Raw genomic sequence first — 26742 nt, 5'->3', positions numbered from 1 at the left:
CGCCGGGGGTGTGGGGGCGTGCCCCCACAGGACGCAGCCTGAGCTCCCCCCGCGCGCAGCGCGCCTCGGGCGAAGCCCTTTAGGGGGTCGAAGGGGGCGAAGCCCCCTGGGAGACGCTGCCTGAGCCGACCTCGGCGCGCAGCGCCCCCAGGGCGAAGCCCTTGCCCTTAGAAGCCCTCGCCTTTAGTGGCCCTCGCCCTTAGCAGCCCCTCGCGCTTAGAGGGTTTCCCGGACGCGGCGAGCGGCCGACACCACGTTCGTCAACGCCGCCTCCACCTGCTCATACGTCCGAGTCTTGAGCCCGCAGTCCGGGTTCACCCACACCCGTTCCACCGGCAACGCCGCCAACGTCCGGCGCAGCAGTTGCTCGACCTCCCCGGCCGAGGGCACCCGGGGTGAGTGGATGTCGTAGACACCCGGTCCCAGCCCGCGGCCGAACGACCGTACCGCGCCCAGGATCCTGGCCCCGGAGCGGGCGGACTCGATCGTGGTCACGTCGGCGTCGAGTCCGTCGATGGCGGCCAGGATCTGGTCGGCGTCCGAGTAGCACAGGTGGGTGTGGATCTGGGTACGTTCGCTCGCCCCGGACGTCGCCCGCCGGTAGGCGGCCACCGCCCACTCCAGGTAGTCGGTCTGGGCGGCCCGGCGCAGGGGCAGCAGTTCGCGCAGGGCGGGCTCGTCCACCTGGATGATGGACACACCGGCCGCCTCCAGGTCGCGCACCTCCTCGCGGACCGCGTCCGCCACCTGGAGGACCACGTCGCGCAGCGGCAGGTCGGCGCGGACGAACGACCAGGCCACGATCGTGACGGGGCCGGTCAGCATGCCCTTGACCGGCTTGTCGGTCAGCGACTGGGCGTAGCCGGCCCAGCGGACGGTGATCGGCGAAGGACGGCCGACGTCGCCGTGCAGGATCGGCGGCCGGGTGCAGCGCGAGCCGTACGACTGGACCCACCCGTTCCTGGTGACGGCGAATCCGTCCAGGTGCTCGGCGAAGTACTGGACCATGTCGTTGCGTTCGGGTTCGCCGTGCACGAGCACGTCCAGCCCGAGGCGTTCCTGCACCCGTACGGCGTGCTCGATCTCGGCCTCGACCTGGCGCTCGTAGTCGGGGAGCGCGAGCGTGCCCGCGGCGACGGCGGCGCGGGCCGCGCGCAGCGCGCCGGTCTGCGGGAACGAGCCGATCGTGGTGATCGGCAGCGCGGGCAGGCGCAGGTGCGCGGCCTGCGCCGCGGCCCGGACCGGGTACGGTGCGCGCTCCTCCAGCACGACGGGCTCGCGCAGCGCCACCGACGGCTCGGCGGGCGGCGGCGCGTCGAAGCCCGCGGCGGACGCCCCGGCCAGGTCGACGACCTCGGCCACCTTCTGCTCGGCGAACGCCAGCCGGGCCCACAGCGCCGGGTCCAGGTCGGGCTCGGCGTCCACGTCGTAGGGCACGTGCAGCAGCGAGCAGGACGTGCTCACCACCACCCGCCCGGCCCCGGCGGCCGACAGCGCGGACAGCGTGGCCAGCGCCCGATCCCTGGAGGTGCGCCACACGTCGCGCCCGGACACCACCCCGGCCACCACGGTCTTACCGGCGAGGCCGGGTACGGCGCCCGGCACCGCCCCGCGGACCAGGTCGAGCCCGATGGCCTCCACCGGCGTGGCCGCCAGCGCGGGCAGCGCCTCGCCGAGGTCGCCGAAGTAGGACGCGACGAAGATCGACGGCCGCGTCGTCAGCGAGCCCAGCCGGTCGTAGGCGGACCTGACCGCCGCCAGTTCCTCCGGCGTCCGGTCGGCGACCAGCGCGGGCTCGTCGAGCTGCACCCACTCGACCCCCTCGGCGGCCAGCGCGGCCAGCAGTTCCTCGTAGGGGCCGAGCACGTCGTCCAGCCGGTCCAGCGCCCCGGCCAGCAGCAGGAACGTCACGGGACCGACCACCACGGGCCGCGTCTCGAAGCCGAGCGCCCGCGCCTCGCGCACCTCGGCCAGCGGCTTGGCGGCGTCCAGCTTGAAGACGGTGTCGGGGCCGATCTCCGGCACGATGTAGTGGTAGTTCGTGTCGAACCACTTGGTCATCCGCAGCGGCGCGAGCCCCTCGGTGCCCCTGGCCATGGCGAAGTAGGGGTCGGCGGCCTCGCGGTAGCGCTCGGGCACCGCGCCGAGCAGCACGGCCGTGTCGAGCACGTGGTCGTACAGCGAGAACGTGTTCGAGGGCAGCCCGGCGAGCCCGAGCCCGGCCAGCCGGCGCCAGGTCAGCTCCCGCAGCTCGGCGCCGGCCCGCTCCAGCTCCGCGCGGGTGGATCGCCCCTCCCAGTACGACTCCAGCGCCCGCTTGAGCTCGCGCCGCGGCCCGATCCTCGGATAGCCGAGCACGGTGGACTGAGGGAATGGGGACATCTTCGTGACTCCCTGAGAGAACGTCGGATCAGGACGCTGGGAATCCTTCCTACCCACCGGATCTGATGCACCATGTATTGGTGCTGCTTATGCTCAAGGAGATCCACTGCTTCGCGCGCGTCGCCGCCCGGCTGAGCTTCTCGGCCGCCGCCGCCGACCTGGGGATGTCCCAGCCCGCCATGAGCCAGGCCATCACCAGGCTGGAGCGGGCCACCGGAGTCAGGCTCTTCGAGCGCACGGCCCGCGAGGTGCGGCTCACCGCCGCGGGCAAGGGGCTGCTGCCCTACGCCGAGCAGGTGCTGGAGTCCGTGGGCGCGTTCGCCGGCGAAGCATCCCGGCTCGCCCGGCCTATCATTCATCTGGCTTATCCACCGTTGATCGGTGGTCTGGCCGCGCGGGCGGCCAGGCGGCTGGCGGCGCGCAGCCCGTCCATCGGGGTGGAGCTGAGCGCGGCCGGGCGCGGGGCGGCGGCGCAGGCGCTGGCCGACGGGCAGATCTCGGCGGCCATCCTGGCCACGCCGGCCCCGGCGCAGTTCGTCACTGCGGCCAGGTTCCACGTCACGGTGGACCACCTGGCCGTGCCCGCGGGGCACGCGTGGGCGTCGTGGCCGCGCGTCACCGGCGCCGACCTGGCCGGGCAGGTGCTGCTCACGCCGGGCACCCGGCCGTGGCCGCTGCCCGGGCGCGCCAGGCTGGTGGCCGACGACGACTTCGCCGCCGCGCTCGACCTGGTGGCGGCCGGGGCCGGGCTGCTGCCGATCCCGCAGCTCCTGGTCAGGACGATCCGGCGGGACGACGTCACTTTCGTGCCGCTGGAGGCGGGGGAGCTGCGGATCACGTACGCGCTGGCCTGGTCGAGGGAGCGGGTCACGCCCGAGCTGATGGCGCTGGTGCAGGCGGTGCAGGACGCGTTGTGGACCCGCTGACGGTCAGGTGACCGGCACGTTCTTGAGCGCCTCGCGGCGGCTGAGCCCGGTCAGGCCCTTGGCCCGCACGTAGCGGACGACCTCGTCCGGGTTCGTCTTGGCGTATTCGCGTAACGCCCAGCCGATGGCCTTGCGCGCGAAGAAGTCGTTGTCGGACAGGCTCGGCTCGATGCACGCGTAGAGCAGCGCGGTGTCGGTGCGTTCCTTGAAGCGGTTCTGGCACAGGATGGACGTGCGCCGCTTCCACAGGTCGCCGGCGTGCGCCCACTCCAGCATGAGCGGGCGCATCGAGTCGGGGAACGCCGTCAGCAGGGTGCCGATGCGGTGCGTGGCCAGGTCGTCGACCAGGTCCCACCAGGCGCCGCTGACGATCATCTCCTCGTACATGGGGACGGTGTAGAGGGTCTGGAAGTCGCGGTAGAGGTGGTGGCCGGACAGCTCGATCGCGGCGTAGCGCTCCTCGCGGTATTCGGCCTCGCGCCACAGCGCCAGCACCCCGCGCCGCCACTCGGGCGCGGTCTCGAAGCGGTGCTCGGCGAAGACGCGCTTGAGCGCGCTGCGCCTGGGCCCGGCCTGCACGCCGAGAAAAGGCATGTCGGACTTCATGTACGCCCGCATCACCTCGGCCTTCTCCGGCTCGGCCGCTTCCCGCAGCGCGATCCGGACGGCCTTGGCCAGGCTCATGCCTTCTGGGTGGTGCGCTCGCCCGTGGCCAGGCCGTCGAACAGGACGGTGATGTAGTGCTCGGCCAGGCCGTTGGTGTTGAGCCTGCCGCCGGGGCGGAACCAGCGCACCGCGACCCAGATCGTGTCGCGGATCATGCGGTAGGTGAGCTTCGGGTCGACGTCGGAGCGGAACAGCCCGGCCGCCTGGCCGGCCTTGATCTGCCGCACCCAGATCTGCTCCACCTCGTCCTCGGCCTTGACGAGGTAGTTGAAGCGCTCGAACTGGCGCAGGTAGTTCCAGTCGTTCTGCATCACGGTGATCGCCGCGCGGTGCGGCTCCAGCGTGCCGAAGCCGATGCGCACCATCTCCGACAGCACGGTGCGCGGGTCGGCGCTGGTGTCGACGGCGGCGCGGTAGCGGGCGATCAGGTCGTCGAGGAAGGTCGACAGGACCTCGTCGACGATCGTCTCCTTGGAATCGAAGTGGTGGTAGAGACTTCCGGAGAGGATGCCCGCCTCGTCGGCGATCTCGCGTACGGTCGTGGCCTGGAAGCCCTTGCGTGCGAAGAGCTCCGCCGCGAGCTTGACAAGGTGGTCGCGGCGCTCTGACGCCGACCCCGATGAGGTCGCGCGCTGCCGCTTAGCCGGTGTGGCCGTGCTGCCGGAGTTCTTTCGCGTTGTCACGTAACCATTATGAGCCCACGGGCAATCGCTTGTTCACCTAACTTGCCCAGCTCATCAGGCACTCCAGATGTAACCAAGCGCTTGCTACAATGCGCGGATGAGCGAGGCGTACATCATCGGTGCCGTCAGGACCCCCGTCGGGCGCAGGAACGGCGGCCTGGCCCGCGCCCACCCCGCCGACCTGGGCGCGCACGTGCTCAGCGAGCTGATGACGCGCACCGACGCCGACCCGGGCGCGGTCGAGGACGTCATCTTCGGCTGCGTCGACACCATCGGCCCGCAGGCCGGCGACATCGCCCGTACCTGCTGGCTGGCGGCCGGACTGCCCGAGCACGTGCCCGGCGTCACGATCGACCGCCAGTGCGGCTCCTCCCAGCAGGCCCTGCACTTCGCCGCCCAGGCGGTGATGTCCGGCACCAGCGACCTGGTGGTGGCCGGGGGCGTGCAGAACATGTCCATGGTGCCGATCTCGGCGGCGATGCTGGCCGGCCGCCCGCTCGGGCACGAGACCCCGTTCTCCGGCTCCAAGGGCTGGGCCGCCAGGTACGGCGCCCAGGAGGTCTCCCAGTTCGCCGGCGCCGAGCAGATCGCCGCGCGCTGGGAACTGTCGCGCGAGGAGATGGAGGCGTACGCGTACGAGTCGCACCGCCGGGCGATCCACGCCGTCGACACCGGGCGCTTCGAGCGCGAGATCACCCCGTACGAAGGGGTCGCCGTCGACGAGGGGCCGCGCAGGGACACCACGCCCGAGCGGATGGCCGGGCTCCAGCCCCTGGTGCCCGGCGGCAGGCTCACCGCGGCCCTGGCCTCCCAGATCTCCGACGGCGCCGCCGCGCTGCTCGTCGCCTCCGAGCGGGCGGTACGCGACCACGGCTTCACCCCGCGCGCCCGGGTGCACCACCTGTCGGTACGCGCCGCCGACCCGATCATGATGCTCGCCGCGCCCATCCCGGCCACCGCGCACGCGCTGGGCAGGACCGGGATGGACATCGCCGACCTCGACGCCGTCGAGATCAACGAGGCGTTCGCCCCGGTCGTGCTGGCCTGGCTGAAGGAGACCGGCGCCGACCCGGCCACGGTCAACCCCAACGGCGGCGCGATCGCGCTCGGCCACCCGCTCGGCGCCACCGGCGCGGTGCTGGCCGTCAAGCTGCTGCACGAGCTGGACCGCGTCGGCGGCCGCTACGGGCTGCAGACCATGTGCGAAGGCGGCGGGCAGGCGAACGTCACCATCATCGAGCGGCTCGGGGGTACACCATGACGTATGGCCAACCCCTTCACACTGGGCGTCGCCTCGGGTGAGCCACTGCCCGACGGCGTCATGCTCTGGACGCGATTAGCCGTCGACCCGGTACACCCCGACCCCAAGCGCCCGGGCGGCATGGCGCCCAGGGCCGTCGAGGTGCGCTGGCAACTGGCCGAGGACGAGCGCTTCACCAGGAACCTGCGCCAGGGCTCCATCCAGGCGCTGCCGGTCTGGGCGCACAGCGTGCACGTCAGGGCGGCCGGGCTGCGGCCGGGCGCCGACTACTTCTACCGGTTCAGGACAGGCAACCAGCACAGCCCCACCGGGCGCACCAGGACCGCCGACGACCCCGACTCGACCCGCCCGGTGCGCTTCGCCGTCGCCGACTGCCAGCGTTACGAGCACGGCCTCTACACCGCCTACCGCCACCTGGCGGGCGAGCGGCCCGACGTGGTCTTCCACGTCGGCGACTACATCTACGAGCTGCGCGAGTCGGCACGCACCGTGCGCAGGCTCGAACCGCCCAGGCGCGAGACCGTCACCCTGCACGAGTACCGCAACCGCCACGCCCGCTACAAGAGCGACCCCGACCTGCAGGCCGCGCACGCCGCCGCGCCCTGGGTGCCGGTCTGGGACGACCACGAGGTGCTCGACAACTACCGGGGCAGGGGCGACGGCTCGGCGGCCTTCCTCAAGCGCAGGGGCGCGGCCTACCAGGCGTACTACGAGCACATGCCGCTGCGGGTGCGCCCGCGCGACGGGGCGCTGCAGATGTACCGCAGGCGCACCTACGGGATGATCGCCGACTTCCTGGCGCTCGACACGCGCCAGCACCGCGACGCCACCCACATGCTCGGCCCGGCGCAGGAGGAGTGGCTGCTGACCCGGCTGCGCACCAGCCCGGTCAGGTGGCGGATCCTCATCCAGCCGCTGTTCTTCGCCCGCAGGTTCGTGCCCGGGCCGCCGCCGAACCTGCGCCGCGACTCCTGGGACGGCCACCCGGAGCAACGCGCCCGCATCCTCGCCGCGGGGGCGCCCGGCCTGGTGGTGTTCAGCGGCGACGTGCACAACGCCTGGGCGGCCGAGCTCAAGTCCGACTTCCTCGATCCGGCCGCCGCGACGGTCGGCGTCGAGTTCGTGGCCAGCGCGATCAGCAGTCTTCCGCCCGCCACGGACGTGCCCGCCGTGCTGTCGGCCAACCCGCATCTGCGCTTCTTCGACGGCCGTCGCGGCTACCTCTCCTGCACCGCCGGTCCCACGGATCTGCGGGTGGCGTACCGGGCGGTCGACTTCGTGGACGTCCCGGGGGCCCCATTGCGGACGGCCGCTGAATTCGTCACCGAAGGAAGTGGGCTGACGTTCGAAAATGCCTCTAGCAAATAGGAAACTTTCCTATTAGATTTCGGGTCATGCCCAAGAGCGCTGACCTGCTTCGCCTGGCCGACGCCGTACTTTTCCCAGGCTTCGTGGGAAAGACGCCCCCTGACTGGCTCCGCCGACGGCTCGGCGAAGGACTCGCAGGAGTGGTGCTCTTCTCCCGCAACATCGCCGATCCCGCGCAGGTCGCCCGGCTGACCGCCGCGCTGCGCGCGGAGAACCCCGCGGTACTCGTCGGAACCGACGAGGAATCGGGCGAGGTCACCAGGCTGGAGGTGAGCACGGGCAGCACCCGCCCAGGCGGCTACGCGCTCGGCGTCGTGGACGACGTGGCGCTGACCGAGGCCCTGGCCTGCGACCTCGGCACGGACCTGGCCGCGGCCGGCATCACCATCGACTTCGCCCCCTCGGCCGACGTCAACTCCAACCCGGACAACCCGGTCATCGGACTGCGGGCCTTCGGCGCCGACCCCGCGCTGGTCGCCCGGCACACCAGGGCGTTCATCCGCGGCCTGCAGTCCACCGGCGTGGCGGCCTGCGCCAAGCACTTCCCCGGTCACGGCGACACCTCGGTCGACTCGCACCACGGTGTCCCCGTGGTGGCCAGCGAGGGCATCGAGGAAGCGCTCCGCCCTTTCCGCGAAGCGATCAAGGAGGGGGTCAAGTCCATCATGACCGGCCATCTCCTGGTGCCCACGTACGACGCCGAGCTGCCGGCCACGCTGAGCCCCAAGGTGCTCACCGGGCTGCTGCGCGAAGAGCTCGGCTTCCAAGGAATGATCATCACTGACGGCATCGAGATGGCCGCCGTCTCCGGCGCGTACGGGATCGGCGGGGCCTCCGCCCGCGCCATCGCCGCCGGGGCCGACGCGGTCTGCATCGGCGGCGAGAACTCCGACGAGGCCACCGCGATCAGCGTGCGTGACGCCATCGTGGACGCCGTCATCTCAGGACTGCTGCCCGAGGAGCGGCTGGCCGACGCCGCTCGCAGGGTCCGCGAGCTGGCCGACTGGGCCGGCTCCTCGGGCAGCATCGCCGACCGGAACGGCCACATCGGCCTCGCCGCCGCGCGCCGCGCGGTCCGGATCACCCGCAGGTCCACCGCGCCGGTGCTGCCGTTCACCGCGGCCGCGCACGTGATCGAGCTGGCGCCGGAGATGAACCTGGCCATCGACAAGGGCACCCCGTGGGGCGTCGGCGAGCCGCTGGGCAAGCTGCTGCCGGGCACCGAGGTCACCAGGCTCGCGGCCGGCGAGACGACGGGCGCCAGGCTGGAGGGGCTGATCAGCGAGGCCGCCCGGCGTCCGCTCGTGGTCGTGGTGCGCGACGTGCACCGCTACGCCTGGCAGAGCGAGGCGCTGCGCCACCTGCTCAGCGCCCGTCCCGACGCGGTCGTGGTGGAGATGGGCCTGCCCGCCCGCTCCGACCTGGGCGCGGTGCACATCGCCACGTACGGCTCGGCCGCCGTGTGCGGCCAGGCGGCGGCCGAGGTGATCACCGGTACCCTGTGACGTCGTGGACTTCGACGGCGAGGATCTCTCACACGCGGCGCTGACGGACCGGCTCTCCGGTGACGAGCCGCACGTCTTCCGCGGCTGCGACCTCACCGAGGCCGACCTGTGGGGCGCCGCGCTGGCCGGGGCCAGGTTCGAGTCGTGTGTGCTCGACCAGACCGACTTCCGCAAGGCCGACCTCGACGGCGCGGTGTTCACCGGCGGCGGCGGGATGCGGGTCAGGTTCAGCGACGCCGACCTGATCGACGCCGTGTTCACGGACGTGGACCTGTCGTCGGCCCAGTTCGGCGGCGCGCTGCTGACCGACGCGTCGTTCACCGGCTGCCGGCTGATCGGCGCGTCGTTCACCGCCTCGCGGGGCACCGGGTTCAAGCTCGCGCGCTCGAACCTCACCATGGCGAACCTGGGCGGCTGCTCGTTCCGCGGCGAGCTGATCGAGGGCGTGCGCTTCGACGAGGCCGACCTGTCCGGCTGCGACTTCACCGAGACGGCGTTCAGCGACTGCAGGCTGCGCGAGTCGAAGCTGCTCAGGACCGTGTTCACCGGCGCCGACCTGCGCGGCGCCGACCTCGGCGAGCTCGACGACGCCCGGCTGCGCGCGCTGGCCGGCGCGACCGTCAACCAGGCCCAGGCGGCGGCCATCCTTGCCGCCAGGGGGATCAGCGTGGTGTGACCCGGTCGCCCGGCAGGCGGGCGAGCGTGGTCTCGGCCTCCGCCATGATCCGCTCGATCAGCTCGCGGCACGACGGCAGGTCGCCGAGCACGCCCACCACCTGGCCGGCCGCCAGCACCCCCAGGTCCGCCCGGCCGTCGACCATGGCGGCGCGCAGCAACATCGGCGTGTTGGCCGCCTGCAGCACCTGGGCCCAGGTCAGCTCCCTGCCGCGGCGCATCCTGCGGCCCTCGCCGATCAGCCGCGCCCACGACAGGCCGGACAGCCGCTTGAACCTGGCGCCGTTCACCACGGCCCGCAGCAGCCTGGTGCGTTCGAGCCCGGCCACGAACGGGGTCTTGATCACCCGGTGCGGCACGCCGTCGACGCGGGTGGTGACCACGGTCTCCGCGGCGTCCAGGTAGACCCGTTTGACGGCGTCGGGCACCGGCGAGTCGCTGGTCAGCAGGAACCTGGTGCCCATCGCGATCCCGCAGGCCCCGTACGCCAGCGCGGCCACCAGCCCGCGGCCGTCGAAGAAGCCGCCAGCCGCGATCACCGGGAGGTCCACCGCGTCCACCACCTGGGGCAGCAGCAGCGTGGTGGCCAGCGGCCCGGTGTGCCCGCCGCCCTCGCCGCCCTGCACGATGACCGCGTCCGCGCCCCAGGCGGCCACCTTCTCGGCGTGCCTGCGCGCCCCGACGGACGGGATCGTCACCACCCCGGCGTCCTTGAGCCTGGCGATCAGCTCCCGCCTGGGCGCCAGCGCGAACGACGCCACCCGCACGCCCTCCCTGACCAGCACCTCGGCCCGCTCGGCGGCGTCGGCGGCGTCGGCGCGCAGGTTCACCCCGAACGGCCGGTCCGTGCGCCGCTTGACCCGCCTGATCGCCTCGGTCATCTCGGGCACGGACATGGTCGCCGCCGCGATGATCCCGAGGCCGCCCGCCTCGGACGTGGCCGCCGCCAGCCGGGCGCCGGCCACGTACCCCATGCCGGTCTGCACGATCGGGTGCCGGCAGCCGACCAGCTCGGTCAGCGCGGTCCTCACGCGGCCACCTCGCGCAGCCGCGCGCCTGCCGGGTCGAGCACCTCGTCGAGCAGCCGCCGCTCCTCCTCGGTCGGTTCCCTGGTCTCCGGGACGTGCGCGGGCACGTGCAGCTCGAACCCGGTGGCGGCGACCACCTCGGCCACGCTCACCCCCGGATGCGCCGACACCAGCCGCATCGTGCCGCCGGGGCCGCCGAAGTCCAGCACGGCCAGGTTCGTCACCACCCGGCGCAGGTCGTACGCGCCCCGGTCGGTGCCGACGCCGCTGACCACGTCCACCTCCGGCACGAACACGCGGGGGGAGTGGCGCGGGATCCAGTAGCTCGTCGGGTCGCAGCGCGTGTTGCCCGGCGCGCCGCGCACCCCGAGCAGCTGCGCCTTGGGCCGCGCCCAGTCGCCGATGCACGAGATGTTCGTGTTGCCGTACCTGTCGATCTGGCTCGCGCCCAGCATCACGTGGCGGCGGCCGTTCAGCACCAGCCACAGGTGGTCGCGGAACGGCAGCCAGCCCTCCACCGCAGCCGGCGCCGCGCCCAGCGCGGGCACGTCCGCGGTGAGCAGGCAGGTGCCGTCGTGCGTGAGGAGGTCCGGCTCGAACGTCAGCCTGGCCAGCCGGGCCGCCAGCACCGTGATCGCGCCGCCGATGCCGGCCGCGACGATCTCGCCGTCGCCCCTGAACGCCTCCGCGCACGCCACCACGCACACGTCAGCCCTGCTCATGGAACTCCTCCCAGGGGGTCTCGACGTAACGCCGCTGCAGCTCCTCGTCGCGCCCGTAGTCCGGCTCGCACGAGGTGAAGGACGCCCCGCCGGGGGCCTCCACCACGCCCGTCACCATCGACCTGCTGATCAGCAGCGACTGGACCGGGCCCTCCTTCAGCAGGTCCGCGGTGTCCACCAGCCGCTCGCACGAGACGTAGCAGCGGGTCGCGGCCTTGGCGTACAGGTCGTCGAAGTACGGATCGGGCCCCAGGTACTGGGCGTTGCCCCGGCGGTCGGCCCGGTTGACGTGCACCAGGGCCACGTCCATGGTCAGCGCGGGCACCGCGATCAGCTCCTCGCCGCCGGCGTACGGCGAGCGCACGGTACGCAGCTCCGGGTTGATCCGCAGCACGTCCGAGCCCAGCCCGGCCCTGGTCGGCAGGAACGGCAGCCGGTGCGCCCCGGCGAGCAGGCCGAACATGAACATGCCCTCGTCGTACTCGGTGAACTCGATCTCGCCCGCCTGCCTGGCCGCCCTGAAGTGGGGTTCGAGCGGGATGCTGTCGAGCGTGACGAACGGGGCCACCACCCGGCGCACCTTCTTGGCCGCGCACAACATGCCGACGTCCGCGCCGCCGTACGAGACGATCGTCAGGTCCCTGACGGGGGAGCGCAGCAGGCCGTGCACCAGCGCCATCGGCTTGCGCCGCGAGCCCCAGCCGCCGATCCCGACCGTCATCCCGCTCTCCACCGTGGCGGCGACCTCCGCCACGGTCATGACCTTGTCGCCCACTGGCCCTCCACGAAGCTCAACGGCCCTCCACGATGCTCAACAGCCCTCCACTGCTCAACGGCCCTCCACGAAGCGGTCACGGTGCTCGTCGCCGGCGCCCATCAGGTTCAGCTCGAACGTGAAGCCCTGCTCGAAGCGGTAGCTGCGCTTGACGTCGATGGGGTCGATGCCGTTCAGCGACTCCTTGGCCCGCCTGATCACGTACGGGTCCTTGGCCGCGATCTGCCCGGCCACCTCCAGCGCCGCGTCGCGCAGCTTGTCGCGCGGCACCACCTCCAGCACCGTGCCGAACGCGTGCAGCTCGGCCGCCGTCACGTTCCTGCAGGTGTAGACCATCGCCCGCATGAGCTGCTGGGGCACCAGCCGGCTCAGGTGGGTGGCCGCGCCGAGCGCGCCCCGGTCCACCTCGGGCAGGCCGAAGTAGGCGTCGTCGCTGGCCAGCACGATGTCGGCGGTGCCGGCCAGGCCCACGCCGCCGCCCAGGCAGAACCCGTGCACCGCGGCGATCACCGGCACCGCGCACTCGTAGACCGCCGCGAACGCCGCGTAACACTCCCTGTTGGCCCCGACCAGCGCCTCGAACCCGGCGCTCGCCTGCATCTCCTTGATGTCCACGCCCGCGTTGAACCCGCGTCCCTCGGCCCGCAGCACGACCGCGCGGGTGGCCGGGTCGCGCCCGGCCCGCTCGACCGTCCGCGCCAGCTCACGCCATCCGGCGACGGTCAGCGCGTTGACCGGCGGCACGTCCATCACGATCTCGGCCACCGGGCCTGCTCGCAGGGTGATTCCCACCGGACCCCCTAGATGCACCTAACGCTTGCTTGGTACGGTAGCACCCGTGACCGTGACTTACGACTACGCCGGCAAGACCGTGCTGGTGACCGGCGGCACCAAGGGGCTGGGCGCCGGCATCGCCCGCGCCTTCCACGCGGCCGGGGCCGAGGTCGTGATCTGCGCCCGCGGCCCGGCGGCGGTGGACGGCACCAGGTTCGTCCAGGCCGACGTGCGCGACCCGCAGGACGTCGAGCGGCTGTTCGCCGGCCTGGACCGGCTGGACGTCGTGGTCAACAACGCCGGCGGCTCGCCGCCCGCGCCCCTGGCGTCCACCTCGCCCCGGCTGCACGCCCGGGTCGTCGAGCTCAACCTCACCGCGCCGCTGCTGGTCGCGCAGCGCGCGTACCCGCTGCTCGCCGCCTCGGGCGGGTCGATCGTGATGATCGGCAGCGCCAGTGGCGCCCGACCGTCGCCCGGCACCTCCGCCTACGGCGCGGCCAAGGCCGGGCTGCACCATCTGGCCCGCTGCCTGGCCGCGGAGTGGGCGCCGGACGTCCGCGTCAACACGCTCGTGGTCGGCCTGGCGGCCACCGAGACCGCCGCGCCGCACTACGGCGAAGGCGACGGGATGGGCGCCTGCGTCCCGGCCGGCCGGATCGCCACCCCCGCCGACGTGGCCGAGGCGTGCCTGTGGCTGGCGGCCGCCCCCCGCTACATCACCGGCGCTCAGGTGACCGTGGACGGCGGCGGCGAAATCCCCGCCTGGCAACACCTGGTTTCCCACGCCGATTCCTGATATTTCTGCATGATCCTGCTGCTTGGCCCTTTCCGGGAGGTCTGTGTGGGAATCTGCGATGGCCGAGTAGTGATCGTGACAGGCGCCGGACGCGGCATCGGAAGGGAACACGCGCTCGAATTCGCCAGACAGGGCGCCAAGGTCGTGGTCAACGACCTCGGCACCGGACGAACCGGCGAAGGCGCCAGCGGCGACCCCGCGCTGGAGGTGGCCGAGGAGATCCGCGACCTCGGCGGCCAGGCGGTCGCCAACAGCGACGACGTGGCCGACTGGGCCGGCGCCGCCCGCCTGGTCAAGACCGCGCTCAGCGCCTACGGCAGGCTCGACACCCTGGTGAACAACGCCGGATTCCTGCGCGACAGGATGCTCGTCTCCATGACGGAACAGGACTGGGACGACGTCGTCAGAGTGCACATGAAAGGCCACTTCCTGCCGCTGCGCCACGCGGCCGGGCACTGGCGCGAGCGCAGCAAGGCCGGCGAGCGGGTCGACGCCCGGGTGATCAACACCTCCTCCGGCGCCGGCCTGATGGGCAGCGTCGGCCAGGCCAACTACGCCGCCGCCAAGGCCGGGATCGTCGCGCTCACCCAGGTCGCCGCCGCCGAACTGGCCAGGTACGGCGTGCGCGTCAACGCCATCGCCCCCGCCGCGCGCACCCGCATGACCGAGGAGGTCTTCGCCGCCACCATGGAACGGCCGCCGACCGGCTTCGACCCGATGCACCCGGCGAACGTGGCGCCGCTGGTCGTCTGGCTCGGCTCGGCCGGCTCGGGGCACGTGACGGGCCGCGTCTTCGAGGTCGAGGGCGGCACGATCGCGCTGGCCACCGGCTGGCGGCACGGCCCGCGCGCCGAACGCGCGGAACGCTGGTCGCCCGCGGACGTCGGCGCCGCCGTCGACGGTCTGCTCCGGGCCGCCCCGCACCCGGAACCGGTCTACGGCGCCTGAACGCCACGACCTGTGGTCCCTGCGGCGTGCGAACCCCTAAGGCCCGCGAACCCCTACGGCTGGGGCACGCGGTCGAGCACGAAGTCGCCGGCCGCCAGCCGTTCCGACAGCCGCGCCGCGGTCTCCTCGGGCGTCAGCCCGGTCGAGTCGAAGACGTGCGGCTCCAGCGCGCCCAACTCGGCGAACTGGCGGTACATGTGCAGCACCGGCATCGGGTCGGTGAGCTCGTCCGCGCTCCTGGCGGTCGCCCTGGCCAGTGTGGTCTCCTCGTCGGGCCGCAGCACGACGTAGCGCAGCCGCCCGCGGGCGTGCGACAGGAACGCCCCGACGAACCACGGGCCGATCACGCCGTCGACCACCACGTGGTAGCCGCCACCCGCGTACCCGGCCGCGGCCCCGGCCAGGACGTCGACGACCGTCTCGTTCTGCACCCGGGCCTCCGGCAGGTACGGCTCGACGTAGCCCTTGCGGATGTAGCGGTAGAAGTCGTCGGTGTGCAGGTGCACCCCGCGCTCGGCCCGATCGACCAGCAACCGGGCCACCGTGGACTTCCCCGCCCCCGGCGGCCCCGACAGAATCACCACGTCCATGGGTCCCAGTCTGCCGCTACCGCACCAGGCCGGGCATCACCACCCCGCTCTCCGCGGGCAGCGTGAACAGCTCCCTGGTCGCGCCCGTCCGCACGTTCAGCGCGTACGCCCGGGGCCGCTCCGCCCGCCGGACCGGCTCGGGAGACGTGGCCACCACGGTCAGCTCGGCGTCGTTCAGCCACGCGCCCAGCCAGGTCGGGCGCAGCCCCTCCGCCAGTCCGGAGATCGGCACCCGGGTCTCGCCGCCGCCGGACAGCGCGTCGAACGTGACGACGGTCCCGTCCTTCTGGATCATCGGGGTCCGGTCGCGGTCGTAGGACTGGCCGAGCCGGGCCAGCGTGCGCCCGTCGGGGGCGAGCGCGCTGAACTCGTAGGTGAACGCGTCGACGGTGATCGGGTCGTGGCCGAGCACCTGGACGCGCGTGGTGCTGTCGAAGGGCCTGGCCAGCACGACGGGACCGGCGCCGTCGGCCACGCTCACCGGCCACCAGCCGCGCTTGAGCCTGGTCGTGGTGCCGCGTTCCACGTCCACCAGCGCGTCCGGCTCGGCGCCGCTCCAGCCGGTGGCGACGAACCGCAGCCCGTCGGGTGACAGCCGCAGGACGGGCTCCCGCGTGACGTCCGGGGCGCCGCGCCTGGGCGAGGTCCAGATCCGGCCGCTGGCCAGGTCGCGCACGACCACGGCGCGGCGTTCCCCGCTGTAGTAGGCGATCCTGCGGCCGTCCGCGGTCACCTGGAGCGGCCCGTCGTCCACCCGCAGCTCGTAGGTCTCGCCCGCGCGCGTCACGAGCCGCCACGAGGGCTTCTCCGGCGGCACGCGGTCACCGCGCTGCGTCCGGTACAGGTGCCGCAGCGGGCCGACGCCCTCGGCGGGCAGCGGCGGCGCGGTGGTCTCCGGCGGGATCATGACGATCGGCGGCTCGGCCCGCAGCTCGGCGACGAGCACGCCGCCGCCGCCGGCCAGCAGCGCGGTGGCCGCCGCCGCGGACACCGCCAGCCGCACCGCGCGCCTCCTGCGCGCGCCCTTGACGGCCCGCTCGGCCAGGTTCACCGCCGGCGCCTGCTCGGCCAGGTCGCGCAGATCGTCACGCAGCGTGCTGTTCATCGGTACGCCTCCTGCGGGGTCAGCGCGCGCAGCTTGGCCAGCGCGTAGTTCGTCTGGCTCTTGACCGTGCCGACCGCGACGCCCATGAGCTCGGCCGTCTCCTGCTCGGTGCGGTCCTCGTAGAAGCGCAGCACGATCACCGCGCGCTGCTTCGGGGTGAGCTCGGCCAGCGCGTGGCGCAGGGCCAGCCGGCGCACGGTGGCCTCGTCGTGCGGCTGCCCGGGCTCGGCCAGTTCGGTGAGCTCGGGCAGCCCGGCGCCGGCCAGCTCGGGCCGCCGGCGCCTGCGCCAGGAGATGGTCTGGTTGACCAGCGCCTTGCGCGCGTACGCCTCGGGGTTGCCGCCGTCGGCGAGCTTGCGCCAGTGCCCGGCGACCCGGGTGAGGACGGTCTGGAGCAGGTCCTCGGCGAGATGGGAGTCCCGGTGAGCAGATACGCCGTGCGCATCAGCGACTGCTGGCGGGCCCGCACGAACTCGTGGAACCCCTCATATCGGTCCATGTACTGGAATAACTCCGCGAGCCCGTGCGAGGTTGGAAAGCGTAGCGATTCAGCGCATCGACGAGCGAGCGGTCGGGGCGAGGCGCAGGCGGCGCGGGGGAGCGGTGAGGCGGGACTCCAATCCCGGCAGCTCGATCTCCCGCTCGTCGCCCGGGTCGGCGAAGCGGGCGAGCCAGACGAACACGTTCTCGCCGGCCCTGACGGGGAGCGCGGAGAAGGTGTTCTCCGCGTGCTCGGTCTCCAGGCAGGCGAACGGAGGCACGCCCGCCTCGGTCAGCACCGGCACGGCGGTCTTGGCGAAGAACTCGGCGAAGCCGGGCACGTGCCCTGGTTCGACGTGGTAGATCGTGGCGACGTAGCGGGCGGCCGGCGTCTCGTTCGCGCCGACGGGCGGACGGTCCCAGGCGGGGATCGGGATGGCCGAGCGCAGCAGCAGGACGTCGTCGGAGTCGATCATCGTGGCGTTGGCGGCGTCCCGGTGCGCCCGCCAGACCGGGCCGGAGTAGAACGCGGTCAGCGCGGCGTGCCGAGTGGCCATGTCCGGAAATCCGCGGATCCAGGGGAACGTGTCCGGCGCGTCCGGATCCCGGAAGGTGCCGGCGATGCGCATGCCCACCGCCTCCTGCGGCTCCACGAACTCGCGCTCGAACAGCTCGATCAGCGTCTCACGTCGTCCCGGGTGCAGCGTGTAGCGGCGCAACTCATAGATCATGCCCGGACGGTAGACCCCTTTCACTGACAGGGTCTGTCAGCGACAAAGGCGGAACAAAATTCTAATTACTTAGAGCTATCGATCGACAACTCTTAGTTATAAGGTCACAGGGACGGCTGAGCACCAAGGGGCCCCGGTGTCCGGTCGTCTCACAGGTACCCCGCCTGGCGAAGGAGCGGAATGATCAAGAAGCTGTGCGGAACGGCGGCCGTCGTGGCAACGGCAGCCGGTGTCGCACTGTTCGCCGCGCCCGCCCATGCCGATGTCCGGGCCGATGACTGGTCCGGCAACTGGAGCGGAAACAGCGAATCCTGGCAGTCCGGAAACAACCTGTCGGACATCGTCCTCGACAACGAGGGCGACGACGGTTCGACCAACCTGAACAACGTCAACGGGGTCGCCACCACCGCCGCCGACGGCGGTTTCGCGGTGACCTACATCTTCTACTGACGACCAGGACCTTCCCATCAGTCAGAAGTTCGATCGCAACCCTCATCGAAAGGACCTCGAAATGATCAAGAAGCTCTGCGCGACCGGTATCGTCGTCGCCGCCGCCGGTGTCACGCTCCTGGCCGCGCCGGCCCACGCCGACACGCACGCGGGCAACGCCGGCTCGAACCACGAGTCCTCGCAGTCGGGCAACAACATCAGCGAGGTCGTCCTGAGCAACGTCGGCGGGCACGGCGCGACCAACGTGAACAACGTCAACGGCAACGCCACCACGGCCGCCGACGGCAGCGACATCGACGTCTCGGCCTGGCTCGACTAGGCCGCACCCCGGCGCGCCGTGATCCGCCAGAGCACGGACGCGCCCCCGAGGACCCGCCGGACGATCGCCCACGATTGGTCAGCGGATGACGCGAGCCAGGCCGAATTGGCCTGGCTCGCGGCGTATTAGCATCTCTGGATGGCTATCTGTGCATATGTGACGTTCGATGACCGTGATGGCAGTGACGACGAGCGGGACCACGCGCTCGCCGCCTGGGCTGCGGCCGGCATCGCGGGGCGGATCGAGCGCTGGGACGACCCCGCGGTCGACTGGAGCGGTTACGACGCCGTGGTCGTCCGATCGGTCTGGGACTACATCGACCGGCGTGCCGAGTTCCTCGACTGGGCCCGCTCGGTGGAGTCGCGCACGCGGCTGCTCAACCCGGTCTCGGTGATCGAGACCAACACGGACAAGACGTATCTGCGAGACCTCGGCGTGCCGACCGTGCCGACGCACTGGTCGTCCGACGGGCTGCCGTCCTGGGACGAGTACGTCGTCAAGCCCGCCATCTCGGCCGGCGCCCGCGACACCACCCGCACCACCTCGCGCGACGAGGCCCGGGCCAGGGCCGCCGCGCTGGAGGCGGCCGGGCGCACGCCGATGGTCCAGCCGTACCTCGACATGGTCGAGTCGGAGGGCGAGACCTCGCTGCTGTACTTCAACCGCCGCTTCAGCCACGCCGTGCGCCGCAACCCCATGCTCGCGCCCGGCATGACCTACGAGGACAACGCCCGCGCCCAGCTCCGCCCGCCCGCGCCCGACCAGGTCGAGCTGGCCGAGAAGGTGCTCGCGACCATTCCGCGTGAACTGCTGTACGCCAGGATCGACCTGGTCAGGCTGCCGGACGGGACTCCGGTGGTGATCGAGGTGGAGCTGACCGAGCCGTACCTGTTCCTGCGCTACGAGCCGCACGCCCCCGCCAACTTCGCCCGCGCCCTGGGCGAACTCCTCGGCTGACGGGTCGGCTCTCGACCGGCAGCCGACAGCGCGTCAGCAGGAGATGCCGCCGTCGACCGGGATGATCGTCCCGGTCAGGTAGGCGCCGGCCCGCGAGGCCAGGAAGATCGCCGCCCCGGCCATGTCGTCGGGGCGGCCGATGCGCCCGAGCGGCACGTTCGAGGCGATGATCTGCCGGGTGTCCGGGTCGTCCAGCGCGAAGGCCATCATCTTCGACTCGAACGGCCCCGGCGCGATGGCGTTGACCGTGATGTGCTGGTCGGCCAGGTGCCTGGCCAGATGCCGGGTGAGCATGTGCACCGCCGACTTGGTGGACGAGTAGGCGTAGCTGGGCAGCGCGGGCACCCTGAGCCCGTCGATCGACCCGATGTTGATCACCCGGGCCGGGTCGTCGGCGCTCGCCGCCTCGCGCAGCCGGGGCAGGAACTGCCGCGTCAGGTGGAACACGCCCTTGACGTTGATGTCCCAGAGCTTGTCGAAGGCGTGCTCCGGGTACTCCTCCAGCGGCGCGCCCCAGGTCGCGCCCGCGTTGTTCACCAGCACGTGCAGCGGCCCGCCGACCGCGTCGACCAGCGCCGCGACGCCGTCGGACGTCGACAGGTCCGCCGGCACGGCGACGCAGCCCAGCTCGGCGGCGGTCTTCTCGACCTCGGCCGTTTTACGCGCGGAGATGTACACGTTCGCGCCCGCGGCCACGAACCCCGACGCGATCATGCGGCCGATGCCCCGCGAGCCACCGGTGACGACGACGGTCTTGCCTTCCACCGAGAACAGAGTCATGTTCCGGAAGCATGCCATACCAACCGGTCGGTCGTCACGGCGGCGGCCTCGGCCGATCGGTCCGGCCCGCCGTCACGTCAGTAGCCGTTGTCCTTCACCCACAGCCGCAGCAGGCCGCGGAAGTGCTCGATGAACAGCTCCCGCTCGTGCGGCGGATACATCCCGGTCACCGTCTCCACCAGCAGCCGGTCGAAGTCCGGCCCGGCCACCCACTCCAGCACCACCTCGTCCAGATGGGACAGCCGCTCGGCGCAGAACTCCCGGTACCGGTCGGTCTCGAAGTACTTGTCCGCCAGCCGCCGGTACTCCGCCAGCCGTTCCTCGTACGAGCCGGTGACCGCGAAGTAGTCGCGCGTGTCGAGGTCGATCCTGGGCCGGCGGCCGGTGGCCACGCAGAAGACGCTCCAGCGCACCAGCGCCTTGATCGCCCAGGGGAAGTAGTAGTGCAGGCTGGTCAGCGCGACGTCGGGGCAGGCGTTGGCGTAGTCGATCGGATGGACGTCGGCGCCCTTGATCAGCGTCTCGCAGGAGTTGAACTCCCATCGGAAGAACGCGTTCACCAGCCGTCCGATCGTCACCACCTCTTCACCCACCGACGGGCTGAGGAACTGGTGGTCCACGGCGTAGCGGGCGTGCATCGGCTCGTCCGGGCGGAAGCGCATGACCATCGTCTCCGCGCCGATCGTCAGTGAACGGGCGAACGCGTCGTATCCCTCGACCGCCCGCTGCAGGTGCATGAGCATCTCGCCGCTCTGGTCGTAGGCCCGGTGCAGCTCGTCGCGGTCGCGCACCAGCGACACCCCGCGCCACGCCCCGCCGTCGTACGGCTTCATGAACAGCGGATAGCCGATGCGCTCGGCGACCGCGTCCAGGTCGAACGAGCGGTTGTAGCGCGTCGCGGTGTAGGCGTAACGCGCGTTGTCGACCGGGTTCTTGTACGGCACCAGCACCGTCTCCGGGACCTTCAGTCCGAGCCGCATCATCGCGCAGTAGGCGGTGTGCTTCTCCATGGACTGGAACGTGAACGGGCTGTTCAGCACGTACACGTCGTCCATCATGGCGATCTTCTTCAGCCACTCGCGCGGGTGGTAGTACCAGTACGCCAGCCGGTCGATCACCAGGTCGTGCCGTGGCCGGTCACGCAGGTCGAACGGCTCGATCGTGATGCGCTCCACGTCGAACCGGCCCACCCCCTCGATCGGCCCGAGCCGCCGCAGCACGGTCTCGAACGCCGACGGCCAGTCCTCCTCGGTGCCCAGCAATAACCCCAGGAGATGGCGTTTCACGGTGGTCCTCCTTCCAAGACCCCCCTCCGCTGCCCACCCGGCCGTCCTTCTATCCGCGTGTCAGACCCCGGGCAGGCCGCCGTTGCGGAACAGGTCGACGAAACGCTGGTGGTCTTCACGGGCCCGCAGGCCGTAGCGGTGCGCGAAGTCCACCAGCATCCCGGTGAAGCTGGCCCGGTCGCCGCCGATCACCGCCACGATCGCCTCCTCGGTTGAGAAGTCCACCAGGTCGTGGCTGGACTCGTCGTCGGCCACGGAGTGCATGCGGGCCACCGCGCGGCCCAGGTCGCGCACGATCGAGCGCAGCTCGTCCGGCTCGTTGACGTCGTCCCAGTCGAGGTCGGCCGAGTACGGCGACACCTCCGCCACCAGCTGCCCGATCCCGTGCAGGGTCGTGTACCCGAGCCACGGGTCGGCGTACGCCTGCAGCGCCCGCTGCGACTCGGCCGTGCGGTGCCCCTGGTGCAGGAAGTACCCGGCCACCCGCTCGTCGGCGACGTGCCGCGCTACGGCGGGCGCCTGCGCCTGCTTCATGTACAGGATGACGTCGTTCTCCAGCGCCTGCGAGCGCCCTTCGAGCAGCAGGTTGTACGACGGCAGCCCGGCGGAGCCGATGCCCACGCCCTTGCGCAGCGCCACGTCCTTGATCACGTGTTCCACCGGGTTGGACGGCGTCGGCAACGTCGTCAGGTAGTCCTCGAACGCGGCGGTCACGGCCCGCCGGGTGTCGTCGTCCACCGGCTCGCGGCCCTCCATCAGCGCGAACCGCCGGTCGTAGTCGTCGATCACGGTCTCGACGTCCAGCATCGCCACCCGCGTGTTCAGCCGCGCGGTCTGCAACACCCGGTGCAGCACGCCGCCGGTGGTGCCGAGCGTGAGCGAGCCGATCGCGTCGTCCCCGCCGTGCGCGAGCCCGGTCAGTTCGGCCAGGTACGCCCCGGCGAAGTCGCGCACCAGGTCGCCGATCGTGTCGTCGGACAGGGCCTTGGCGTAGCCGATGAGCGCGACGCTGGCGGCGAAGCGCTTGAGGTCCCAGATGTAGGGGCCGACGTAGGCCTCGTCGAAGTCGTTGACGTTGAACACCAGCACGCCTGAGGCGTTCATGTAGGTGCCGAAGTTCTCCGCGTGTAGGTCACCGTGGATCCAGACCCGGCTGGTGCGCTCGTCCAGGTAGGAGCGGTCGGCGAAGGCGCCGCTCAGGTCCGCGTAGAACAGGCAGGCACTGCCCCGGTAGAAGGCGAACGGCGAGGCCGCCATCTTCCGGAACTTCCGCCTGAAGGAGGCGGGGTCACGTTTGATCGACTCGCCGAACTCGGTCATCAGGACGTCGAGCAGAAAGGAGGAGCGTGTGCCCATACCCGGGACAGTAAGTCGTCACGCTCCTCCGGACCAGAGGGTTCTCCCCTTGACCGCCGGTCAGGGCACCGGTGCGGGCCCGCTGACCGCCGCACCCGGCCGCACCTTGCCTGGCAGCGCCTTGAGCCCCGTCGCCGTCAGCAGCGCGATCAGCGCGGCGACCAGGACGGACTGCGCGAGCGCCGTCGTCCACAGGACCGCGTTCGGCCCCTCGGGGGCCGTGGCCACGATCAGCGACAGCCGGAACGTCAGCAGCGGCACCCCCAGCACGGCCAGCGCCAGCGCCCAGGACGGCCCGCACCGCCGGGCGAGCACCACCACCCCGGTGACCACGAGGCCGACGATCGCCAGGCCCTGCGGATCCAGCCAGAGATAGGACCAGGCGATCGCCTCCGGGTCGCCGGTCCAGCGGGTGAGCAGGTCGGACAGCGCCCAGTGCGACGAGAGGATCGTCCGCGTGACCACGTCGAACACCACGCCGATCGCGACCGGCAGCAGCGTCAGCCACCACGGGCTGCGCAGCGGCGGCACGTCGGCGTGGAAGCCGAGCAGCAGGGCGATCGCCGGCACCGCGACGCTCAGCAGATAGCCCAGGTCGGACGGCCAGAACGGGTCGATCCACGGCCAGCCGGGCTGGGTGAAGGGATGGATCAGCGCGGGGAGCAGGCCGAGCAGCGCGGCGATCCTGGCCACCCGGACGCGACCACGCATGATCGCGATGAAGGCCACCGCCGAGCAGATCAACGCCCCGCCGCCGAGCTGCGTGATCTTGCCGAAGTTGAGCAGCACCACCGTGGAGCCCGGCGTGAGCACGGCCTCGGAACCGGCTCGCAGCGCACCCGCGCGGATCAGGTCGGCGATCGTGAACACGGCGTAGACGCTCTGGAAGGCCAGGCCGAGCAGCGCGATCAGGCGGACCGTCGCGCCCCAGGCGAAGGAGCGCGGCGCGGAGCCCGCGCCGCCCAGGCGCACCCGCGTGGCCAGCGCCACCACGCTGGCGATCTCGCCCCAGCGCGGCCGGAGGTTCTCCTCGTCCGGCGCGTCGCCGGACATCTCCATGAACGCGGCCACCATCTCCTCCTCCCGCTCGGCGCGGTAGGCGGCGGGCAGCAGGCGCAGCACCGAGCGGTAACGCCGCTCGAGAAGAGACATGGTCACGCGGTGCCTCCCAGCAGACCTCTCAAGAGCGGGCGTCCGGCGCCGCCGCGGCCCGGGCGGGTGGCCGCGGCGCCGCCCGCGGCCCTGGCACTCAGCCGGGCGGTGGCGGCCGCCGCGTTGGCGACCAGGTGCTCGGCCTCCTCGCGCAGGGCTCCCGCGCCGGCGTCGGTCAGCCGGTAGTAGCGGCGCAGCCGGCCCTGCTGCACCTCCTCGCGGTCCAGCTCGACCAGCCCCTCGGCGGCGAGGCGGTCGAGCGCGCCGTACAGGGTGCCGATCTTGAGCTGCACGCGGCCCTGGGAGAGCCGGTCGACCTCCTGGACGATCCCGTAGCCATGGCGAGGCTCGTCCACCAGCGCGGTGAGCGCCAGGAACATGGGCTCCGTTATATTCACGACTCCACTATATCTTGGCGGCCAAGATATCAGGGGTGCTGTGACGAGACCGACACGACCTCGCCGGTCATGTACGAGGAGTAGTCGCTGGCCAGGAAGACGATCACGTTCGCGATCTCCCACGGCTCGGCGGACCGGCCGAACGCCTCACGCGCGGCCAGCTCGGCCAGCAGCTCCTCGCTGGTCACCCTGGCCAGGAACGGATGCACGGCCAGCGACGGCGCGACCGCGTTGACCCGGACGCCGTGCTCGGCGGCCTCCAGCGCGACGCACCTGGTCAGCGCCATCACCCCGGCCTTGGCCGCGGCGTAGTGCGCCTGGCCGCGCTGCGCCCGCCAGCCGACCACCGAGGCGTTGTTCACGATGACGCCGGAGCCCTGGCCGATCATGTGCCGGAGCGCGGCCCTGGTGCAGCGCATGGTGCCGTTGAGCGTCACGTCGACGACCGCGTGCCACTGCTCGTCCGTCATGTCGGCCAGCTCGGCCGTGCCGCCCAGACCGGCGTTGTTGACCACCACGTCGAGCCGCCCGTGCGCCTCGACCACCGCGTCGAACAGCGCGAGCACCTGCGCCTCTGACGTCACGTCGCACGGGACGGCCAGCGGCTTGACGCCGGTGAGCTCGGTCAGCGACTCGGCGGCCTCGCTCAGCCGGCGCTCGTGCCGGTCCGAGACGACGATCGTGGCGCCTTCCTCGGCGCAACGCTTGGCGGTGGCGTAGCCGATGCCGGCGCCCGCGGCCGCGGTCACCAGCGTGACCTTGCCGTCGAGCAGGCCGTGCGCCTTCGGGTAGGACGGGGGCATCCGTGCTCCAATCAGCGGGAACTGAGACTCGGCGGCCTCGGCTCAGCGTGGCCTTGCTCAGCGTGGCAGTCCCAGGGTGCGCTCGGCGATGATGTTGCGCTGGATCTCGCTGGATCCGGCATAGATCGTGTCGGCCCGGCTGAACAGGTAGAGCCGTTGCAGGTCGTTGAGCCCGTCGTCCGTCACGAGCCCGGCCCTGCCCTGCACGGCCTGCGCCAGCTCGCCCAGCCGCCGGTGCCACTCCGACCAGTACAGCTTGGCGATCGACACCTCGGGGCCGCGTTCGCGCAACATCCTGAGCGCGTTGAGCCGCATGATCTCCAGTTCCAGCCAGGCCCGCACGAGCCTGTCGCGCAGGACGGGATCGTCGGCCGCGCCGGTGCGCCTGGCCGTCTCGATCACCCGGTCCAGCTCGCGCCTGAACCCGATCTGCTGGCCCAGCGTCGAGACGCCGCGCTCGTGGCCGAGCGTCGCCATCGCCACCCGCCAGCCCTCGCCCGGCGCGCCCAGGATGTGGCCCGCCGCCGTGCGCGCGCCGTCGAAGAACACCTCGTTGAACTCCGAGGTCCCGGTGAGCTGGACGATCGGCCGCACCTGAACGCCCGGCTGGCGCATCGGCACCAGCAGGTACGACAGCCCCCGGTAACGGTCCCGGCCGGTACGGCAGAGCACGAAACACCAGTCGGCCACGTGCGCCAGGGACGTCCACACCTTCTGCCCGGTGATCACCCACTCGTCCCCGGACAGGTGGGCCTTGGTCTGCACGTTCGCCAGGTCTGAGCCGGCCTCGGGCTCGGAGTAGCCCTGGCACCACAGCTCGTCGCCGCGCTGGATCGGCGGCAGGAAGCGGTCCTTCTGCTCCTCGGTGCCGAACTCCAGGATGGTCGGGCCGATCAGCCCCTCGCCGATGTGGCCGACCCTGGCGGGGGCGTCGGCCCTGGCGTACTCCTCGTGGAAGGCGACCTGGTCGTCGAGCGAGGCGGCGCGGCCGCCGTACTTCTCCGGCCAGCCCAGGCAGGTCCAGCCTGCCCGGCCCAGGTGGCGTTCCCACGCGTGCCTGATCTCGTGGCCCTCGTGCTCGCGGCCGGGCCCGCCGAGGCCGCGCGCGTGCGCGAACTCGCCGGACAGGCTCTCCTCCAGCCAGGCCCGCGCCTGCTCACGCAGGCTCAACGACGTCTCCTGAGGGTTCGACGAAGCCGCCGTACCCGCCGCGGAAGAACACCAGCGGGCCGCCGTCGGCGTACGTGTCGAGCTGGAGCACCCGGGCCACCACGATCACGTGGTCGCCGGCCGGGTGCTCGGCCTCCACCGCGCAGTCGATCCAGGCCAGCGCGCCGTCGAGCACCGGGTTGCCGCCGGGCGAGCCGGTCCAGTCCAGGTCGCGGAACTTGTCGCCGCCCTTGCTCGCCAGTTGCGCGCACACCTGCTGCTGGTGCTCGGCCAGCACGTTCACGGTGACGACCGCGGCGCCGCGGACCCGGGGCCAGCTCGTGCTCGTGTGCGCTACGCAGAACGCCACCAGCGGCGGGCTGAGCGACACCGAGGTGAAGGAGTTGGCGGCCAGGCCGCAGGGCCGGCCGTCGACCGGGTCGAGTGCCGTGATCGCCACCACGCCGGTGGCGAATCTGCCCAGCACCTGCCTGAATCGCCGGCTGTCGACCCCTTGGCCGTCCGTGTGGCCGTTGGCGCTCTGGTGGGTCGGGCCGGTCGGCATGGCGGCTCCGTTGAGAGTTCTGCGCTGATGGGGCTTGGGGAGGCCACGGCAGGCTTCCAGCGCTATCAGCCGGGCAGCGTGTGTGCTCATGGTCGGCTCCTCATCCACCGGG

At 72.0% G+C, this 26742-nt stretch carries 29 protein-coding genes; 10 read left to right on the top strand and 19 right to left on the bottom strand.

What is annotated here, in order from left to right:
* Window positions 1–216 precede the first annotated feature (216 nt).
* A complete protein-coding gene (metE, locus tag HII36_RS23775; RefSeq protein WP_173525444.1) occupies window positions 217–2382 on the bottom strand; it encodes a 5-methyltetrahydropteroyltriglutamate--homocysteine S-methyltransferase in 2166 nt (721 codons plus the stop codon).
* Window positions 2383–2471: 89 nt separating this feature from the next.
* Between metE and HII36_RS23770 the strand changes: the two genes are divergently transcribed.
* Window positions 2472–3308 (top strand): LysR family transcriptional regulator, encoded by an 837-nt coding sequence (locus HII36_RS23770; protein ID WP_236003803.1) that lies wholly within the window; start codon window positions 2472–2474, stop codon window positions 3306–3308.
* Window positions 3309–3311: 3 nt separating this feature from the next.
* Here HII36_RS23770 and HII36_RS23765 read toward each other — a convergent pair whose 3' ends face one another.
* A complete protein-coding gene (locus HII36_RS23765; protein ID WP_173525442.1) occupies window positions 3312–3992 on the bottom strand; it encodes a DNA alkylation repair protein in 681 nt (226 codons plus the stop codon).
* Complete coding sequence (locus HII36_RS23760) at window positions 3989–4657, bottom strand: TetR/AcrR family transcriptional regulator (RefSeq protein ID WP_173525441.1); 669 nt, start codon at window positions 4655–4657, stop codon at window positions 3989–3991. The genes HII36_RS23765 and HII36_RS23760 overlap by 4 nt, the downstream gene beginning before the upstream one ends.
* A 97-nt stretch (window positions 4658–4754) precedes the next feature.
* Between HII36_RS23760 and HII36_RS23755 the strand changes: the two genes are divergently transcribed.
* The 4 genes from HII36_RS23755 to HII36_RS23740 are packed head-to-tail and all read left to right on the top strand — an operon-like array spanning window position 4755 to window position 9467.
* Window positions 4755–5918 (top strand): acetyl-CoA C-acetyltransferase, encoded by a 1164-nt coding sequence (locus HII36_RS23755; RefSeq protein ID WP_173525440.1) that lies wholly within the window; start codon window positions 4755–4757, stop codon window positions 5916–5918.
* Between the two features lie 3 nt (window positions 5919–5921).
* Window positions 5922–7286 (top strand): alkaline phosphatase D family protein, encoded by a 1365-nt coding sequence (locus tag HII36_RS23750; protein ID WP_173525439.1) that lies wholly within the window; start codon window positions 5922–5924, stop codon window positions 7284–7286.
* 26 nt (window positions 7287–7312) lie between these two features.
* Window positions 7313–8791: a glycoside hydrolase family 3 protein gene (locus HII36_RS23745; protein ID WP_173525438.1), complete on the top strand. Its 1479-nt coding sequence runs from the start codon at window positions 7313–7315 to the stop codon at window positions 8789–8791.
* Window positions 8792–8795: 4 nt separating this feature from the next.
* Entirely contained in the window at window positions 8796–9467 is a 672-nt protein-coding gene (locus HII36_RS23740; protein ID WP_173525437.1) for a pentapeptide repeat-containing protein, read from the top strand.
* Here the strand turns inward: HII36_RS23740 and HII36_RS23735 are convergent.
* The 4 genes from HII36_RS23735 to HII36_RS23720 form a co-directional block, all read right to left on the bottom strand.
* The gene (locus tag HII36_RS23735) at window positions 9454–10497 is read right to left on the bottom strand and encodes an NAD(P)H-dependent flavin oxidoreductase (protein WP_173525436.1); all 1044 of its coding nucleotides are present in this window, start codon (window positions 10495–10497) and stop codon (window positions 9454–9456) included. The genes HII36_RS23740 and HII36_RS23735 overlap by 14 nt on opposite strands.
* Entirely contained in the window at window positions 10494–11216 is a 723-nt protein-coding gene (locus HII36_RS23730; RefSeq protein WP_173525435.1) for a CoA-transferase subunit beta, read from the bottom strand. Before HII36_RS23730 ends, HII36_RS23735 begins: the two co-directional genes overlap by 4 nt.
* Window positions 11203–11976, bottom strand: coding sequence for a CoA transferase subunit A (locus HII36_RS23725; protein ID WP_217369875.1), 774 nt, complete (start codon window positions 11974–11976; stop codon window positions 11203–11205). The genes HII36_RS23730 and HII36_RS23725 overlap by 14 nt, the downstream gene beginning before the upstream one ends.
* A 69-nt stretch (window positions 11977–12045) precedes the next feature.
* Window positions 12046–12783, bottom strand: coding sequence for an enoyl-CoA hydratase family protein (locus HII36_RS23720; RefSeq protein WP_173525433.1), 738 nt, complete (start codon window positions 12781–12783; stop codon window positions 12046–12048).
* Window positions 12784–12829: 46 nt separating this feature from the next.
* Between HII36_RS23720 and HII36_RS23715 the strand changes: the two genes are divergently transcribed.
* Window positions 12830–13561 (top strand): SDR family oxidoreductase, encoded by a 732-nt coding sequence (locus HII36_RS23715; protein WP_173525432.1) that lies wholly within the window; start codon window positions 12830–12832, stop codon window positions 13559–13561.
* Window positions 13562–13570: 9 nt separating this feature from the next.
* Window positions 13571–14509 (top strand): SDR family oxidoreductase, encoded by a 939-nt coding sequence (locus HII36_RS23710; RefSeq protein ID WP_173525431.1) that lies wholly within the window; start codon window positions 13571–13573, stop codon window positions 14507–14509.
* A 53-nt stretch (window positions 14510–14562) separates the two neighbouring features.
* On the opposite strand, the gene HII36_RS23705 is transcribed toward HII36_RS23710, so the two are convergent.
* The 4 genes from HII36_RS23705 to HII36_RS23690 form a co-directional block, all read right to left on the bottom strand.
* Window positions 14563–15099, bottom strand: a complete 537-nt coding sequence (locus HII36_RS23705; protein ID WP_173525430.1) for an AAA family ATPase — start codon at window positions 15097–15099, stop codon at window positions 14563–14565.
* Between the two features lie 16 nt (window positions 15100–15115).
* Window positions 15116–16204 carry a TolB-like translocation protein gene (locus HII36_RS23700; RefSeq protein WP_173525429.1) on the bottom strand — a complete coding sequence of 363 codons (1089 nt, stop codon included), beginning with the start codon at window positions 16202–16204 and terminating at the stop codon, window positions 15116–15118.
* Entirely contained in the window at window positions 16201–16602 is a 402-nt protein-coding gene (locus tag HII36_RS23695) for a sigma-70 family RNA polymerase sigma factor (protein WP_328807849.1), read from the bottom strand. The genes HII36_RS23700 and HII36_RS23695 overlap by 4 nt, the downstream gene beginning before the upstream one ends.
* Before the next feature lie 150 nt (window positions 16603–16752).
* Window positions 16753–17415: an NIPSNAP family protein gene (locus HII36_RS23690; RefSeq protein WP_173525428.1), complete on the bottom strand. Its 663-nt coding sequence runs from the start codon at window positions 17413–17415 to the stop codon at window positions 16753–16755.
* A gap of 180 nt (window positions 17416–17595) precedes the next feature.
* Here HII36_RS23690 and HII36_RS23685 point away from each other — a divergent pair, with 180 nt between their 5' ends.
* The 3 genes from HII36_RS23685 to HII36_RS23675 all read left to right on the top strand — a co-directional run bounded on the left by HII36_RS23685 (window position 17596) and on the right by HII36_RS23675 (window position 19141).
* On the top strand, window positions 17596–17865 hold the full coding sequence (locus HII36_RS23685) for a hypothetical protein (protein ID WP_173525427.1): 270 nt from the start codon (window positions 17596–17598) through the stop codon (window positions 17863–17865).
* A gap of 61 nt (window positions 17866–17926) precedes the next feature.
* Complete coding sequence (locus tag HII36_RS23680; RefSeq protein WP_173525426.1) at window positions 17927–18184, top strand: hypothetical protein; 258 nt, start codon at window positions 17927–17929, stop codon at window positions 18182–18184.
* A gap of 138 nt (window positions 18185–18322) precedes the next feature.
* On the top strand, window positions 18323–19141 hold the full coding sequence (locus tag HII36_RS23675) for an ATP-grasp domain-containing protein (protein ID WP_173525425.1): 819 nt from the start codon (window positions 18323–18325) through the stop codon (window positions 19139–19141).
* Between the two features lie 33 nt (window positions 19142–19174).
* On the opposite strand, the gene HII36_RS23670 is transcribed toward HII36_RS23675, so the two are convergent.
* From HII36_RS23670 to HII36_RS23635, 8 genes are all read right to left on the bottom strand, one after another.
* The gene (locus tag HII36_RS23670; RefSeq protein ID WP_173525424.1) at window positions 19175–19921 is read right to left on the bottom strand and encodes an SDR family oxidoreductase; all 747 of its coding nucleotides are present in this window, start codon (window positions 19919–19921) and stop codon (window positions 19175–19177) included.
* A 77-nt stretch (window positions 19922–19998) separates the two neighbouring features.
* Window positions 19999–21207 carry an ATP-grasp domain-containing protein gene (locus tag HII36_RS23665; RefSeq protein ID WP_173525423.1) on the bottom strand — a complete coding sequence of 403 codons (1209 nt, stop codon included), beginning with the start codon at window positions 21205–21207 and terminating at the stop codon, window positions 19999–20001.
* A 60-nt stretch (window positions 21208–21267) separates the two neighbouring features.
* Window positions 21268–22563, bottom strand: a complete 1296-nt coding sequence (locus HII36_RS23660) for a DUF2252 domain-containing protein (RefSeq protein WP_173525422.1) — start codon at window positions 22561–22563, stop codon at window positions 21268–21270.
* A gap of 60 nt (window positions 22564–22623) precedes the next feature.
* Window positions 22624–23715, bottom strand: a complete 1092-nt coding sequence (locus HII36_RS23655) for a hypothetical protein (protein ID WP_173525421.1) — start codon at window positions 23713–23715, stop codon at window positions 22624–22626.
* A gap of 2 nt (window positions 23716–23717) precedes the next feature.
* On the bottom strand, window positions 23718–24113 hold the full coding sequence (locus HII36_RS23650) for a PadR family transcriptional regulator (RefSeq protein WP_328807848.1): 396 nt from the start codon (window positions 24111–24113) through the stop codon (window positions 23718–23720).
* 29 nt (window positions 24114–24142) lie between these two features.
* Window positions 24143–24916, bottom strand: coding sequence for an SDR family oxidoreductase (locus HII36_RS23645; RefSeq protein ID WP_173525420.1), 774 nt, complete (start codon window positions 24914–24916; stop codon window positions 24143–24145).
* 57 nt (window positions 24917–24973) lie between these two features.
* On the bottom strand, window positions 24974–26086 hold the full coding sequence (locus tag HII36_RS23640; RefSeq protein ID WP_173525419.1) for an acyl-CoA dehydrogenase family protein: 1113 nt from the start codon (window positions 26084–26086) through the stop codon (window positions 24974–24976).
* The gene (locus HII36_RS23635) at window positions 26073–26630 is read right to left on the bottom strand and encodes a flavin reductase family protein (protein ID WP_173525418.1); all 558 of its coding nucleotides are present in this window, start codon (window positions 26628–26630) and stop codon (window positions 26073–26075) included. Before HII36_RS23635 ends, HII36_RS23640 begins: the two co-directional genes overlap by 14 nt.
* Between the last annotated feature and the right edge of the window lie 112 nt (window positions 26631–26742).

Origin of the sequence: Nonomuraea antri (assembly GCF_013283785.1) — a bacterium.
GTDB classification, from domain to species: domain Bacteria; phylum Actinomycetota; class Actinomycetes; order Streptosporangiales; family Streptosporangiaceae; genus Nonomuraea; species Nonomuraea antri.
The sequence above is the reverse complement of the archived record's forward strand: the minus strand, read 5'-3'. Positions and strand labels throughout refer to the sequence as shown.